The 15678-nt window shown below is 41.8% G+C and carries 12 protein-coding genes; all 12 read right to left on the bottom strand.

All coding sequences use genetic code 11. From position 1 onward, the window contains the following. Window positions 1-6: 6 nt before the first annotated feature. A complete protein-coding gene (gene iolD / locus L8T27_RS05160; RefSeq protein ID WP_237941013.1) occupies window positions 7-1917 on the bottom strand; it encodes a 3D-(3,5/4)-trihydroxycyclohexane-1,2-dione acylhydrolase (decyclizing) in 1911 nt (636 codons plus the stop codon). 11 nt (window positions 1918-1928) lie between these two features. Next, on the bottom strand, window positions 1929-2924 hold the full coding sequence (gene iolC / locus L8T27_RS05155) for a 5-dehydro-2-deoxygluconokinase (RefSeq protein WP_233317162.1): 996 nt from the start codon (window positions 2922-2924) through the stop codon (window positions 1929-1931). An 18-nt stretch (window positions 2925-2942) separates the two neighbouring features. Beyond that, window positions 2943-3761 carry a 5-deoxy-glucuronate isomerase gene (iolB, locus tag L8T27_RS05150; RefSeq protein ID WP_233317163.1) on the bottom strand — a complete coding sequence of 273 codons (819 nt, stop codon included), beginning with the start codon at window positions 3759-3761 and terminating at the stop codon, window positions 2943-2945. 84 nt (window positions 3762-3845) lie between these two features. After that, window positions 3846-5315 carry a methylmalonate-semialdehyde dehydrogenase gene (iolA, locus tag L8T27_RS05145; protein ID WP_237941012.1) on the bottom strand — a complete coding sequence of 490 codons (1470 nt, stop codon included), beginning with the start codon at window positions 5313-5315 and terminating at the stop codon, window positions 3846-3848. Window positions 5316-5823: 508 nt separating this feature from the next. Then, window positions 5824-7062, bottom strand: a complete 1239-nt coding sequence (locus tag L8T27_RS05140; RefSeq protein WP_233317165.1) for a sn-glycerol-1-phosphate dehydrogenase — start codon at window positions 7060-7062, stop codon at window positions 5824-5826. A 45-nt stretch (window positions 7063-7107) separates the two neighbouring features. Next, the gene (locus L8T27_RS05135; protein WP_233317166.1) at window positions 7108-8154 is read right to left on the bottom strand and encodes an aldose epimerase family protein; all 1047 of its coding nucleotides are present in this window, start codon (window positions 8152-8154) and stop codon (window positions 7108-7110) included. Window positions 8155-8197: 43 nt separating this feature from the next. Further along, a complete protein-coding gene (gene arfA, locus L8T27_RS05130) occupies window positions 8198-9706 on the bottom strand; it encodes an arabinosylfuranosidase ArfA (protein WP_237941011.1) in 1509 nt (502 codons plus the stop codon). A 44-nt stretch (window positions 9707-9750) separates the two neighbouring features. Next, window positions 9751-10023: a DUF6171 family protein gene (locus L8T27_RS05125; RefSeq protein WP_233317168.1), complete on the bottom strand. Its 273-nt coding sequence runs from the start codon at window positions 10021-10023 to the stop codon at window positions 9751-9753. Window positions 10024-10027: 4 nt separating this feature from the next. Beyond that, window positions 10028-11518: an alpha-N-arabinofuranosidase gene (locus L8T27_RS05120; RefSeq protein ID WP_233317169.1), complete on the bottom strand. Its 1491-nt coding sequence runs from the start codon at window positions 11516-11518 to the stop codon at window positions 10028-10030. Window positions 11519-11704: 186 nt separating this feature from the next. Beyond that, complete coding sequence (gene araA, locus L8T27_RS05115) at window positions 11705-13198, bottom strand: L-arabinose isomerase (protein ID WP_233317170.1); 1494 nt, start codon at window positions 13196-13198, stop codon at window positions 11705-11707. Window positions 13199-13218: 20 nt separating this feature from the next. Further along, window positions 13219-13944, bottom strand: coding sequence for an L-ribulose-5-phosphate 4-epimerase (araD, locus tag L8T27_RS05110; protein ID WP_233317171.1), 726 nt, complete (start codon window positions 13942-13944; stop codon window positions 13219-13221). Continuing rightward, on the bottom strand, window positions 13928-15631 hold the full coding sequence (araB, locus tag L8T27_RS05105; RefSeq protein WP_233317172.1) for a ribulokinase: 1704 nt from the start codon (window positions 15629-15631) through the stop codon (window positions 13928-13930). The genes araD and araB overlap by 17 nt, the downstream gene beginning before the upstream one ends. Between the last annotated feature and the right edge of the window lie 47 nt (window positions 15632-15678).

The following is a 15678-nucleotide window of genomic DNA, read 5'->3' as shown; positions in this document are numbered from 1 at the left end:
CCCCTTTTAATATTGTTTTGCTTCTTGAAGTTTCGCCTTCCTGGAGTCATTAGCTTTTTGGACACTTTCCATGTTAGAGGCTTCAGCCACTCCAACATTCCACCAGCTGTCATAGCCGTCTGTCATTGTCTTTGGCAGCACTTTCATTTCAATCAAGGTAGAAATATCTTGTTTTTTCGAATCTTCTATAGCTGCTTTCAATTCCTCGACTGTGTTGGCACGATAAACCTTTGCTCCATAGCCTTCTGCAACTTTAGCGTAATCAATGTTCATAATCTGATTATCAGCATCGCGGAACTCACAATCGAAGCTGCCGCTGCCATGATCCATTTGCAGGTTGTTGATACAGCCCCACCCTGAATTATCAAACAAGAGAACATTAATTTTTTGCTTATATTGCAGTGATGTCACAAGCTCTGAATGCAGCATGAGGAAGCTTCCGTCTCCGACAAAGGAGTAAACTTCTTTTGATGGATCAGCTAATTTCACACCTAATGCTCCAGAAATTTCATAGCCCATACAGGAATATCCGTATTCAAGATGGTATGTGTTCGGGGTACTAGAATGCCATAAGCGCTGCAAGTCGCCTGGCAGAGAACCAGCAGAACAGATAACCGTACTGTCTTTTGCAACACTATCATTAATAGTTAGCAATGCTGTTGTTTGGGCTAACTCTGTATTAAGAGCGTTAGCATATTCATTCAGAATTTCTTGTGAAAAGTGGTTTTTAATCTCAGGATTAAATGCTTCACGGTTGAATTCAACCTTGCCTAATCGCTCTCTTTCTGCAAGCCACTCATCTTTCAATTGGCCGATTCTGCTTCCGAATTCGCTTTCATAGCCTTCAAGAAGCGGGAATAACCGGTCGAGTGTTGTTTTTGCATCTGCTACGACTTGGAATGCATCAAATTTATATGTTTGCATTCTGCTTACGTTAATGTTTAAAAACTTAGCTGAAGCAAAATCAAAGGCCGTTTTGGAGGATGTCGCAAAATCGGTATATCTTGTACCAATACCAATAATGAGATCTGCTTCTTTTGCTGCTTTATTAGCAGCAAGAGTACCAGTAATACCCATACCGCCAAGATTGTTTTTGAAGTCACTTTCTACTGTCGATTTGCCTGCCTGTGTTTCAACGAGCGGGATGTTGTATTTTTCAGAAAATGCGATTAAGCTTTCTCTTGCCTCTGAATATTTAGCGCCTCCGCCTACTAAAATAAGCGGCTTTTTAGAGGATTGGATCAGCTTGACAGCACCGTCGAGCTCACGCTCATGAGGGGCTTTCCGGTCAACATAATGCACTCTTTTCTCAAAGAACTTCACATCATAATCAAAGGCTTCCCCTTCGACATCTTGAGCGATACAAATCGTTGCCGGGCCAGCCTTCCCTGGATCTGTCATCACTTCAAATGCGCGCAGCAAACTTGACATCAGCTGTTCCGGGCGAGTAATGCGGTCCCAGTAGCGGGAAACTGGCAAAAATGCATCATTTGTTGTTACTGCAATGCTGTACTCTTGCTCCATTTGCTGCAAAACAGGGTCTGGCTGTCTTGATGCAAAAGTGTCTGCCGGAATAAATAAAACAGGAATATTATTAGCGTGCGCTGTGGCAGCTGCCGTAATAACATTTGCTGAGCCAGGACCTGAAGAAGTGGAAACAGCAAATATCTTCTGTCTGAGCATTTGCTTGCTGTAAGCAATAGCAGCATGTGCCATCCCTTGTTCGTTCTTACCTTGAATCACTTTTAAATGTCCTCGGTCCTGTTCCAGGGCTTGACCAATTCCTAATACATTTCCGTGACCAAATACATTGAAGATTCCTTCTACAAAAGGAAACTCATTACCATCAACATGGATATACTGCTGATTCAAAAATTTGACCAGCGCTTGTGCAGTTGTCAAACGAATCGTTTCCATTCTTTTGCCTCCTATCTTGATGCTTCAATCTTTTCATTTTTCGCAATCAGTTCCTCAATTTCTTCCACTTGCGGCATCGCCTCAGATGAACTGTGCTTGCTTACTACAATAGAAGCGGACGCACTTCCGTATTTCAGAGCTTCGCCGATCTCCTTGCCGGAAATTAATGCATACAAGAAGGCAGATGCATAGGAATCTCCAGCTCCAAAGGTTTTTAATACATTCGTCTTATACGCTTGCGCTCTGAAGACATCACCTGATTTCACATAAGCGTATGATCCGTCAACACCATGCTTAATGACAATTAATTCAGCACTTTGGCCAAAAAGATGCTGCACTGTTTCATGATTACGGCCATCTTTCCTGTTTTCCATCACATCATACTCATCACGTGTACCAATAATAATTTCCGCTTGCTCTGCAATAAGAGAATAATAAACAGCTGTTTCTTCCTGTGATTTCCATGTATATGGACGATAATCTAGTTCGAACGCTACCTTAACGCCATTCTTCTTAGCTAGTTGGACTGCTTTAATTACAGCTTCTCTAGAAGGACTTGCAGCTAGAGCTGTTCCAGATACAAGCAGCAGCTTTGCTCTTTTGATATATTCTTCGTTTACTTCAGAAGGCTCAAGATATAAATCTGCTACATCATCACGGTACATGAGGATACTGCATTCATCAGGACTTTTGATTTCTGTAAAGGCAAGGCCTGTCTTATGTCCCTCTGTGTCTGTCACTATGTTAGAAACATCTATGCCAACACCTTGCATATAGCTCTTGATAAAGCGGCCATGCTGATCATCAGCAATTTTTCCGATAAAGCCAGCTTTTAAGCCTAGTTTGCTGCTGCCAATTGCTATATTTGCCGGTGATCCTCCTACATACTTGGAAAATGTCATCGTCTCTTCCATTGGACGGTTATATTCCACTGCATTTAAGTCGATGCAGGCTCTGCCGATTGCTATTAAGTCAAACTCTTTATCTGAATTGAATTCATATTTCATTGGTAGCATCCTCCTAATTTAGCGGTTTAAAATCCATTCATGGTCTTTATCATTATTGAATTTCCAAATTCTTGTCGGTCCTGCCATGACATTTAAATAGTAAGATGTATATCCATCCGGCACACCAACAGGATGATAACCTTTAGGCACAATTACTACATCACCATCTTCAACTGCCATCGTCTCATCTAATGATCGGTCATCAGTGTATACGCGTTGAAACAGGAATCCTTGTCTTGGATCGATTTCATGGTAGTATGTTTCTTCCAAAAATGATTCCTCTGGCAAATTATCCTGGTCATGTTTGTGGGGCGGATAGCTTGACCAATTCGCAGTTTCTGTGATGACCTCAACAACGAGAAGGCTGTTGGCTGCAGGATGCGAATCGGGAAGGATATTATGGACAAGGCGCTGGTTATTAAATTTCCCTCTATGCTCTACACTGTTTTCTTCTGCTTTAATCAACTTCGTTGGCTTTGCCTCATCAGAAGGGGAATAACATAGGGCTACTCTAGCATTTCTGCTGTTTGCAGAGATTGTGAATTCATTCCCATTAGAAACATAGACACTGTCTGTTGGAATCCGTTCAAACACGCTGTCTCGAGTGCCGATATTCTCAAATACAGCTGTGCCGTCACTGACAGTAATTTTTCCTGTTACAGCAACAATGCAGCATTCTTCTAAACCGAGCGTCTCTTTGTATTGAGCATTTTGGGATAATTCAATTAATTTAAAACCAACATATTTTAGCGGGGAGTTTTCTTGCGTAACATTATGAATAACTTTTACACCATCGATTGCTTCCGTATGCTGAAATTTTCGCAGCAGTTGACTCATACGTTTTTCCTCCTTAAGCCTTACGATCAGAGTTTTCCACTCTGATCGAGGCCAAAAAATTCACAAAAACTCTCATTCTATCTATCAATCAAAAGTCGGTGCCAAATATCTTGCTGTAACTACTTTTTTGCGAGTATAGAAATCTACACTATCCTTGCCGTTTGCATGAAGTGTACCGTAGAAAGAAGACTTCCAGCCTGAGAATGGGAAGAATGCCATCGGAGCTGGTACTCCCAGGTTAATGCCAAGCATACCTGCATCAATATTTTCTCTGAAGTAGCGAATGGCAGATGCATTGGATGTAAATAGGCATGCACCGTTTGCGAATTCTGACTGGTTCGCAATCTCGACCGCTTCTTTTAAGTTTTTCACACGGATGACGGACAATACAGGAGCAAATATTTCTTCTTTCCAGATTGTCATATCTGTTGTGACATTATCAAAGATTGTTGGTCCAACGAAATATCCTTCTTCTGGAGCATTTTGTCGACCGTCTGCAATCAAGTTTGCGCCTTCGGAAATACCTTTTTCGATATAACCTAATGTTTTTTGTTTATTTTCCTCTCTGATAACAGGACCTAAGAACACACCGTCTTCCAAGCCGTTTCCAATTTTGATGCTGCTTGTTTTCGCTTTTAATGCAGCCATAAACTCATCTGCAATGCCTTCTTCTACTGTAACGACAGCACATGCCATGCAGCGTTCACCAGCTGAACCGAATGCAGCTGAAACAACATTAGTGACTGTTTCTTCCAAGTTAGCATCATTCAGGACGATTGTATGGTTTTTTGCACCTGTCAGTGCTTGAACACGCTTTAAGTTCTCTGAACCTTTTTTATAAACATACTCACCAACCGGCTTTGAGCCGACGAAAGAGATTGCTTTAATTTCAGGATGCTCCAAGATGCCGTTTACAACATCATGTGCTCCATAAACTACATTGAATACCCCTTTAGGTAATCCTGCTTCTGTGAACAACTCTACTAATCTTCTTGTTAACAGCGGTGTTCTCTCAGATGGCTTTAAGATGAAAGTATTGCCAAGAGCAATTGCCATTGGGAACATCCAGCATGGCACCATCATTGGAAAGTTGAATGGTGCAATTCCGCCGACTACACCGATTGGGTAACGATAGTTTGTCGCTTCAACATCTGTTGCAATGGAAGCAAGTGAGTCACCCATCATTAATGTTGGTGCACCTGCTGCAAATTCTACATTCTCAATTCCTCTTTGTACTTCTCCCAAAGCCTCTGTTAAGTTTTTTCCATTTTCAATTGTAATCAGCCTTGCCAGCTCTTCTTTATTTTTCATAAGCAGCTGCTGATAGTTGAATAATATTCTAGCTCTTCTTGGCACCGCGACATTCTTCCATTTTTCAAATGCTGCCTTTGCAGCTTCTGTTGCCTGCTCAATATCTTCCTTAGTGGAAATAGGAACACGACCGATGACTTCTTTTGTAGCAGGGTTAAATACCTCTTCGTAAACAGAAGTATTGCTTTCAACCCACTCACCATTAATATAGTTTTTCAGTTTTTCTGCTGTAACTGTAGACATCTTCATTTCCTCCTCCAGATATTATTTCGGCTGTTTGAACAGCTAATAAGTTGATTGTATTGCTTCCCTTCTCACTTTATTCTGTCTGCTGATACTGCAGTTCATAAATATATTGGGAAAACTTATTCATACTATCATCATCTTGTTGTTATGTTTTGGTTATGTTTTGATAATTTATGATTACATCATAATACGGATAACGCTTTCAGTCAACCGTTTTCCTCTTTATTTTTTCATATTTTTGGAGATAAAGAGATAAAAAGGATAGGTTTCCTGTCTATCTCTGGTGCATTTTTGTTATTAATAGTGAATAAGAGCTGTAAATACTGAAAAAATTGTCTACCAACCTAAATATTTTACAAATAAAGGTGTTTTCCTCTATTTATTTTTGTTTTTATTGAAAATGATTCTTGGTACTTATTTTCACAACAGTTTTGGATAGATATTCAAAAGTTAACCATTCATAATACAAAAAAACCTGCTGTTTTAAACAGCAGGTTTTTTTGTATTATGCTTTTGCCGCAAAATCATACTCTGTTTGTAACACTACATTCAAAAACTTCAAGACTGTGTAACGGTCTCTAAGATGGTGGGCATGTTTTAGACTGTCGTGCACTAATGACTCCGAGATGCCTAGTTCATTTGGCAAAACTGGCCCACCTAAATTTTCAATCAGCCTTTTAGTGCTTTCAGGATCAGGTATCGCTTCAAGTATTTCTTTCACTTTGTCTTTATTCTCTCTTAAATTAGCCAACACTTTACCATGCTTTTCTTGTATTTCGCCATTCTCTAATATATTGTCCAGTTCATTAAGAAACTCACTCTTATATATGGAGCTTAACAATATAGTAGTAACGCCAACCTTCGCTCCATGCAGGACTTGGGGACGATTGTTTTTCAAAAGGTCCATTTCCCAATAATGAGATAAATGATGTTCTCCTCCTGAAGCTGGATGTGATTGCCCGAAGACAAGCATGGCGATGCCTGACTTGATAAGACTTTCTATTAAGATGGTGATGCCTTCGTCCTCTGCTTTCGCTATTTTTTCGATATTGGCAACACATTCATCCAATGCGAGCTGAGTTAATTCAGCAGAAAGCTCACAATAAGGAACATCCGCTGCATAACGCTCAAACTTCCAATCAGCTAGAGACGTGTACTTGGCAATCATATCGCCGACACCTGCTGCAATCATCTCTTTCGGTGCCTTTTTTAAGACATCAATATCAGCAAATACTGCTATAGGTGATGTCATTTGAAATGTTTTCTTCACACCCCTAACAATGAGCGGCGCTCCCAGTGAAGTAAATCCATCAACGGAAGGTGCAGTAGGTATAGAAATGAATGGTATATTTAATGTAGCGCTGCAAAAGCGGGTAATATCATGAATTGTCCCTGAACCGACTGCTATCATACAATCGCTGTTTCTCCCTGTTTCAAGCAGCACTTGAACAAGTGCCTTTTCATCTGCTACTACATCTCCGTTCTCATCTGGAGTTACTTCACAGGATGTTACCGCTAAACCTGCTGAGTTAAGCAGCTCTGTCAATTTATCTCCCGCCGCAGTCATCGTATTGCTGTCAGCAACGATTTTCGGACTGCCAAAAGACTTTTCAGCCAGGAAGGAAGCTACTTTGTTCAGAGCTCCGTTCTCTGCCATAATTGTTTCAATCGGTATGTCATTATGATGATTTCCGCAGCTGCATGTTTTAAATAGATCATGAATTTCGGCAACAAAATTTTCCATTGCAAACTCCTCCTCTAACACCCGCCAAGTCCACGTGTTTATTTATTATAATGTTCCAAAAGTGTAAGTTGTTTTTCTTTTAAATTCCTCGTCTGCCTCCATTACCCATGTCGGAAATTCAGGTTGATTGATTGCATCTGGAAGTCCTTGTGTTTCTAGGCAAAGTCCATGGTATCGTTTTGCCGGAACTTCAAAAAATCTGCTGGACTCGTCAATTTGATTGCCAGTATATAACACAACACCAGCTTCATCTGTACTGATTGTCAAAGTTCTGCCTGACTCTTCTTCCGTTAACAGAATTTCGTCCGTCTTCTCTTTATTCAAAAGGAATGGATGATCATAGCCGCCACCTGCAAGTGATATTTGTTCATCTCTTGATTCAGCACCAGACGCAATAAGTCGTCCTTCCCTAAAGTCAAAAACTGTATCTTCCACGTTTGCTAGGACACCTGTGGGAATCAGTTCTCCATCCAATTCCAGAAAACGGTCAGCAGCTATTGTCAGCTTATGGTTTAGGACATCTCTTTTAAGATTTCCGCTTAAATTGAAGTAAGAGTGGTTTGTTAAATTGACGATTGTTTTTTGATCTGCTGTACCTGCGTAAGTAATGCTTAATTCGTTATCATTATTGAGCAAGTAGGATACTGTTAGCCTCAGCTCACCTGGATAGCCTTCGTCACCATCAGGACTTGTATGAGTAAACTTAACGCCAACTGCCCCGTCCTCTTCTATTGGCTCCGCTTGCCAAACGACTCTGTTATAGCCCTTTACTCCTCCGTGCAGATGGTTTGCTCCGTCATTTTTGGCAAGTGTATACTGCTTGCCATCCAGTTCAAAACCAGCTCCTTTAATTCTGCCTGCTATCCTGCCGACAACCGCTCCTAAAAAGTAGGAATCCTGCTCGTATTCTTGAAGTGAATCGTATCCAAGAACAATATTTTCAAAGCTGCCATTTTTGTCTGGTGTTACTATGCTTGTAATAATGCAGCCGTAGTTGATACACGTAACATCCATTCCGTTATCATTCGTCAGTTTGTATTGATCTACGGCTTTATCGCCGATTTTCCCATATGCTTCTACTGTTATGTTCATATAATCTATCCCTTCCGCTAGCAGCTATTAGTTTAATAGCGCATTATCGTTTTTCTAACCTGATTACGTTCCAGGACAGCTTTGGCAAAACAGCTGTAATAATTCCGTCTTTATATTCGGCATTCCCATTTGTATGCGGCTCTACGCGCTGTTTTTCGGCACTGTTTTCCGCCTTGATATCATCGTTTTCTAAAACGATATGTTCGACAACTTGATACCCTTCAAAATTGCGAATATCACATTCAAGCAGGAGACCTTCTTCTAAATGACGATTCACAGCAAAGATAGTCAGCTGTTCCTGTTCTTCGTTATATACGGCTGTTGATTCTAAAAATGGGACATCTGTAAAGTCCTTACTGTCATATTTCGGGCTGGAGATAATTGGATTCAAGGATACTCCTCTTCCGTAAACAGATGTATGCATATACGGGTAGAAAATAGTCTGTTTCCATGCTGGCCCATTATCCTCTGTCATAATTGGCGCAATAACGTTTACAAGCTGTGCTAAACAAGCAATCTTCAATCTGTCTGCATGCTTTAACATCGTAATCAGCATACAGCCTACAAGCAGAGCATCTTCAAAGTTATAAACGTCTTCAAGCTGATGCGGCGCGATGCTCCAAGGCTCGATCAACTTGTCGTTTTCATTGCTGTGGTACCAGACATTCCACTCATCAAAGGACAGATTTATTTTCTTTTTGCTTCGTTTTTTTGCTTTTACATAGTCTGCAATCGAGATGACAGAGGAGATGAAGTCATCCATTTCGAGTGATAAAGCCAAATAATTGGCTACATCATTAGACTGATTTCCGTAATATTGGTGTAAGGAAATATAATCAACATGGTCATATGTATGGTCAAGCACTGTTGCTTCCCAATCTGCAAATGTTGGCATATTGCGATGAGAGCTGCCGCAGGCTACCAGCTCAATGGACGGATCGACCCATTTCATCACTTTGGCTGCTTCTTGAGCAATTCTTCCATACTCTGCTGCAGTCTTATGGCCGATTTGCCAAGGACCATCCATTTCATTTCCCAAGCACCATGTTTTAATATTGTATGGTTCCTTCACCCCGTGCGCAGCACGAAGATCACTGTAATAGGAACCTCCTGAATGGTTGCAATACTCAACAAGATTTCTGGCAGCATCAATTCCCCTTGTCCCAAGGTTGACTGCCATGTTTACATCTGCACCTACCAGTTTTGCCCATTTCATGAATTCATTTGTACCTACTTCATTTGTCTCTGTCGTTCTCCAAGCCAGATCCAATCTGCGCGGGCGGCTTTCAACAGGACCAACACCATCTTCCCAATTATAGCCGGACACAAAGTTACCGCCTGGATAGCGGACAAGGGGCACTTGAAGTTCTCTAACTAAATGGATAACGTCTTTCCTGAAACCGTTCTCATCCGCTTCCGGATGATTCGGTTCATAGACACCTCCATACACAGCCCTACCGAGATGTTCAATGAATGAGCCATAAATCCGATTGTCAATTTCTCCAACTTTAAAATCCTTTTCTAGAATCATCTTTGCTTTATTCGCTGTCATGTGCTTTACTTCCTTTCTTCTTGAAAGTTTTTTAAAGATAAGCTTTATACAACTTTAGACCATTTAGGGTTTCCGATATTCGGGCATGCTTTTCTTTTAAACTTTGCTCTATAGCGGACAATACATCCGCTATAGGCACAAGTCGTCCCGTATTGTAAAGAAGTGCAGTCTCGGCAAATGCTCAGCCTTTCTTGATAGACTGAATCAAGCACAAGCTTTTCCGGTGTTTCTGCTGCCTCTTTAAGCAGCTCCTCAATGACTTCCTCTGAAACTATTACACTCTCGACACAGCCCTTGCATGCATTCTTTTGCATCATGTTTTTAAGCTCCTGTTATAGCCAATGTCACTACAGACATCGGTGGAATATTCACAGACAGCTTGCTTCCGTTTACTAACACATCTGTAAATGCAGCTGGCTTAACTGTTTCTGGCGCATCAAATGTATTATGAGCATTCATTGCATCTGCTGTCAGGATTGTACCAGACACCTCTTTCGCCTCGGTCAGTCCGCGTAAATCCAATTCGAATGAGCTGCCGTTTACATGATCGATATTGCAGAAGCTCACATTAACCTGGCCAGCAGAATCCTTCGATGCAGTCACACTTACTTGCGGAAGGGATTCTCCGTTATGTTCATAACTGCCAATTTGCGCATCCACACTTAAAAGCTCAGCATCTTGATGGACTTTGTACATATCAAAAACATGATATGTCGGCGTAAGAATCATTTCTTCGCCTTCTGTCAAAATCATCGCTTGCAGCACGTTCACTGTTTGTGCGATATTCGTCATTTGGACACGGTCACAATGCTGATGGAAAATATTAAAATGCAGTGCTGCGACGAGTGCATCACGAATCGTATTTTGCTGATACAAGAAGCCTGGATTTGTTCCCGGCTCTACATCAAACCATGTGCCCCACTCATCAATAATCATGCCAACACGTTTATCAGGATCATATTTATCCATAATATTGCCATGCTTTGTAATGAGCTCATCCATATGAATGGCTTTCTTCATCGTAATGAACCACTCATCCTCAGGGAAGTCTAGTGCTGAGCCTTTACCAAGCCAAAAGTCTCCCGGAATTGTATAATAATGAAGGCTAAGCCCATCCATCAAGTGGCCGGCATTTTTCATGAGCACTTCTGTCCAGTTATAATCATCGACATTTGCTCCGCCTGCAATTTTATAAATTTTGTTATCTCCGTAGTTCCTGACATATGTTTGGTAACGGCGATAAAGATCCGCATAATATTCTGGTCTCATATTTCCGCCGCAGCCCCAGTTTTCATTGCCGACGCCAAAATAAGTCAGCTGCCATGGTTCATCTCTGCCGTTTTCGCGGCGCCAATTTGCCATTGGAGATTCTCCTTCGAATGTCATGTATTCTACCCATTCTGACATTTCTTGGACAGTGCCGCTGCCAACATTTCCACAGATATACGGTTCAGTCCCTAACAGCTCGCACAGAAGCATAAATTCATGTGTTCCGAAATGGTTGTTTTCAACGACGCCGCCCCAATGTGTATTAACCATTCGTTTGCGGTCTTCTCTTGGGCCGATTCCATCCTTCCAATGGTACTCATCTGCAAAACAGCCGCCTGGCCATCTTAAGACTGGAATATTAATTTTTTTTAGCGCTGCTAATACATCATTTCTTATTCCTTTTGTATTCGGTATTGGCGATTCCTCTCCAACCCATATTCCTTCATATATACATCTGCCTAAATGCTCTGCAAAATGACCGTAAATATTTTTATTAATTTTTCCTTTTTTTACGTCCGCGTTAATGATTACCGTATTCCCCATGCTATCTTCTCCTCCTTATTGATTCGCTTACAGAATATGTACTTCGTTAACATTCCCGCTAATCTTTATCGTTGTGATAAAAGAGCTGAAGTCAGAACCTCCATTGTTCTAAAAAAATCTAGAATTGTCATGGAAGTTCTGACTTATCATGCTGTTGTTTTGTTCCGTCTTAATAGATGAATTTTCTTATCCTTTCAAACGGTAATACACATCATTCCAGCGCAGCTCGTTTTCAAATGAAATAGAGTTTGTGTCATTGTTAATAACAACGAGTTCAATACCTACTAATTCTGCTAAGTCTCTAAGCTGTTCTGTTGATACAACATAAGAGAAGCATGTATGATGGGCTCCGCCTGCTTGAATCCAGTTTTCTACTGCTTGGCTTAATGATGGCTGCGTTTTCCATAACACTCTTGCCACTGGCAAATTCGGCATTTCCTCTTCTGGCTGAATCGCATCCACTTCGTTTACAAGCAGACGGAAACGGTGGCCAAGGTCAATGATAGAAGCATTTAATGCTAATCCTCCTCTTCCATCAAACACGATGCGGGCAGGATCTTCCTTGCCGCCAATACCTAGCGGGTGAACCTCGATTTTCGGTTTTGTTGCCGAAATTGTCGGACATACCTCCAGCATATGTGAGCCGAGAACCATTTCATTTTCTGGATCGAAATGATATGTGTAATCTTCCATAAAGGATGTTCCTTCATTGCCGGCAATTATTTTCATTAAGCGGACAAGCGCTGCTGTTTTCCAGTCTCCTTCACCTGCAAAGCCGTAGCCTTGTTCCATCAGTCTTTGCACAGCAAGACCAGGCAGCTGCTTCATACCATGCAAATCTTCGAATGTTGTTGTAAAAGCCGTATAATTTCCTTCTTCCAGGAATGCTTTCATACCTAATTCAATTTTTGCTTGTTCGCGGATGGAGTCTCTGATTGAGCCTTCCTCTAAACCTGCTGGTACGATATCGTATTTTTCTTCATACTCGGCCATCAAAGCGTCGAGGTCTGCATCCGTTACTTCATTCATCTTCGCTACAAGATCTCCGATGCCGTAGCCGTTCACTGTCCAGCCAAGCTTAATCTGCGCTTCAATTTTGTCGCCTTCAGTCACGGCAACCTGACGCATATTATCTCCGAATCTAGCAATCTTCAAAGCTTTGCTTTCAGAGAAAGCAACAGCAGTTCTCATCCAGCTGCCGATTCGTCCGCGGATTTCTTCATTTTCCCAGTGTCCGACAATAACCTTTCTGTTCAGTTGCAGTCTGCTTCCAATAAAACCATGCTCCCTGTCACCATGTGCTGATTGGTTAAGGTTCATGAAATCCATATCAATGGATTCCCATGGAATATCTCTGTTGTATTGTGTAGCAAAATGCAATAAAGGTTTTTGCAAGGCCGAAAGACCGGCAATCCACATTTTAGATGGAGAGAAAGTGTGCATCCATGTGATGATACCAGCACAGGATTCATTAGCATTTGCTTCTAAAGCAAGTCTTCTGATTGAATCAGCATCTTTCACAACCGCCTTAAATCTTAATTTATAGCTTAAAGAAGACGAGGAATCTAAACCGTTTACCATTGTCTTCGTATGCTCTTCCACTTGCTTTAATACATCTTCACCGTATAACAGCTGACTTCCCGTAACAAACCAGAATTCGTACTCTCTTGTATTTAACACATTAATTCCTCCTAGTTATTTTATTTGGATGTTTTTTGTTTTGTTTCTTCGCTTTTTTGTCCGTAATAGGCATTCGCACCATGTTTTCTTAAGTAATGCTTATCAAGCAAATACTGATCAATCCACTCCACATCTGGATTTAACTGCAATGTATGAAGGGCCATTTTAGCTACCTCCTCCAGGACGACAGCGTTATGGACCGCATTATCTGCATTCTTTCCCCAACAGAACGGGGCATGGCCTGTCACCAATATCCCTGGGAGTGCTTTCGGGTCAATGCCCTCTTTTCGAATTGTTTCAATGATGACATTGCCTGTCTCCAGCTCATAAGCTCGGTTGACCTCGTCTTCCGTCAGCTTTCTTGTACAAGGCACCTCACCATAGAAATAGTCCGCATGTGTTGTTCCTAATGCAGGAATTCTTCTGCCTGCCTGAGCCCAGCTTGTTGCCCAAGGCGAATGTGTATGTACAATCCCGCCGATTTCTGGAAATGCACGGTATAAAGCAAGATGTGTCGGTGTGTCAGAGGAAGGGTTTAAATTCCCCTCCACAATATTTCCATCCAAATCAGTGACAACGAGGTCTTCTGCTTTCAGCTGTGAATAAGGGATACCGCTTGGCTTAATGACTACAAGATTGCTTTCTCTGTCGATACCGCTTACATTCCCCCAAGTGAAAGTTACTAAATTATGCTGAGGCAGCGCCAGGTTAGCTTCTAATACTTCCTGCTTAAGCTTCTCTAACATAGTTTCCCTCCTTGCCCTCAAGTGCAGCTTCTTTTTTAATCTGCTTGAGTGTTTTCATCACATTATTTTCACCGCGACCAAAATAATCATATAGGCGGGAATATTCATCAAAAAGCTTCTCATAAACGTTGACATTGTTTTCAATAGGCTGATAGATATGGTCCTTAATTCTTCCCATATCTTGAGCCGCTTCATTAATATGGTCATAACCCCCGCGCTCCTTACCCGCTGCGACAGCACCAAACATTGCACTTCCAAGAGCTGGTGTTTGGGAGGATGCTGAAATTTTAATATCCATGTTCAATACATCTGAATAAATCTGCATCATAAGGGTATTCTTTTCCGCGATGCCTCCTGCTGCGTAAACCTCATTGACTGGCACCCCGCTATTACGGAATGTCTCCACAATCATCCTTGTGCCGTATGCAGTTGCTTCAATTAAGGCACGATAAATTTCTTCCGGCTTTGTTAAAAGAGTGGCACCAAGCAATACTCCTGTCAGGTCAACATCAACAAGTGTTGATCTGTTCCCGTTCCACCAGTCAAGAGCAAGCAGTCCGCTTTCCCCAACATTCAGCTTGCTGGCTTTTTCTGTCAACAGCTGATGGATGTTCAAGCCCTTTTCTTCCGCTTCCTTCTGGTAGCTTTCCGGTACGCAGTTTTCTGTGAACCATTCAAAATGGTCTCCAACGCAAGATTGGCCGGCTTCATATCCTAGAAAGCCTGGAATAACTCCATCTTCGACCACTCCGCACATTCCTGGTACAATTTCCTCTGTTTCACCAAGCAAGATGTGGCATGTTGATGTACCCATAATCATCAGCAGCTTACCTGCCTCTGTTATTCCTACTGCCGGCACAGCAACATGGGCGTCCACGTTTGCAACTGCAACTGCTGTCCCCGGTTTTAAGCCTGTTAATTTTGCAGCTTTTTCTGTGATTTCCCCTGCTTTAGAACCAATGGAATGAATATCTGTAGACAGCTTCTCTTCTACAACATTTTCCAAGCGTGGATCTAGCGCCTTAAAGAATTCTTTGCTTGGGTAGCCTTCTTGTTTGTGCCAGATTGCTTTATAGCCTGCAGTACAGCTGTTTCGCGCAATCTTTCCTGTCAATTCGGAAATAACCCAATCAGTTGCTTCTAGCACTTGATCTGCGGCATCATAAACATCTGGTGCTTCATTAAGAATTTGCCAGATTTTCGGGATTGCCCATTCAGACGAAATTTTTCCGCCATAGCGCTGTAAAAATGTTTCTCCCCGCTGTGCAGCAATTTCATTCAGACGGTTTGCCTCATCTTGAGCTGCATGGTGCTTCCATAATTTCACGTAGCTGTGAGGATTTTGCTTAAACTCTGGCAAGAAGCAGAGCGGAATGCCGTTCTTATCAATCGGCAGGACCGTACAAGCAGTGAAATCAATCCCAACCCCAATAACATCTTCATTTGAAACATTAGCTTTCTGTAAAACCTCTGGTATCGTAATCTGCAAAACTTCTAAATAATCAGCAGGATGCTGAAGGGCCCAGTCATGTTCCAGCTTCGTCTTTCCGTCAGGTAAATACTCGTCCATTACACCATGTGTATATTCCTTAACGGCAGTAGCTACCTCTCTGCCTGTTCCTACCTCTACAAGAACCGCCCTGCCTGATTGGGTTCCATAATCTACTCCTATTGAGTACTTTGCCATGTGTATTTCTCCTTCCTAGCTAAAGTATGCGTTTTCAAAATTGAGAT

Source organism: Niallia sp. Man26, from assembly GCF_022049065.2.
Lineage (GTDB): Bacteria > Bacillota > Bacilli > Bacillales > Cytobacillaceae > Niallia.
Note: the sequence above shows the minus strand (reverse complement) of the source record. Positions and strands in the feature narration are given on the sequence as shown.

Excerpts from the sequence above, each read along its gene's own strand:
- iolA (WP_237941012.1), bottom strand. The coding sequence starts at position 5,315 with ATGTCTACAGTTACAGCAGAAAAACTGAAAAACTATATTAATGGTGAG.
- L8T27_RS05135 (WP_233317166.1), bottom strand. The coding sequence starts at position 8,154 with ATGAACATAACAGTAGAAGCATATGGGAAAATCGGCGATAAAGCCGTA.
- araD (WP_233317171.1), bottom strand. The coding sequence starts at position 13,944 with ATGTTAGAGAAGCTTAAGCAGGAAGTATTAGAAGCTAACCTGGCGCTG.
- iolC (WP_233317162.1), bottom strand. The coding sequence starts at position 2,924 with ATGAAATATGAATTCAATTCAGATAAAGAGTTTGACTTAATAGCAATC.
- L8T27_RS05140 (WP_233317165.1), bottom strand. The coding sequence starts at position 7,062 with ATGGAAAATTTTGTTGCCGAAATTCATGATCTATTTAAAACATGCAGC.
- iolD (WP_237941013.1), bottom strand. The coding sequence starts at position 1,917 with ATGGAAACGATTCGTTTGACAACTGCACAAGCGCTGGTCAAATTTTTG.
- arfA (WP_237941011.1), bottom strand. The coding sequence starts at position 9,706 with ATGACAGCGAATAAAGCAAAGATGATTCTAGAAAAGGATTTTAAAGTT.
- L8T27_RS05125 (WP_233317168.1), bottom strand. The coding sequence starts at position 10,023 with ATGATGCAAAAGAATGCATGCAAGGGCTGTGTCGAGAGTGTAATAGTT.
- L8T27_RS05120 (WP_233317169.1), bottom strand. The coding sequence starts at position 11,518 with ATGGGGAATACGGTAATCATTAACGCGGACGTAAAAAAAGGAAAAATT.
- araB (WP_233317172.1), bottom strand. The coding sequence starts at position 15,631 with ATGGCAAAGTACTCAATAGGAGTAGATTATGGAACCCAATCAGGCAGG.
- iolB (WP_233317163.1), bottom strand. The coding sequence starts at position 3,761 with ATGAGTCAACTGCTGCGAAAATTTCAGCATACGGAAGCAATCGATGGT.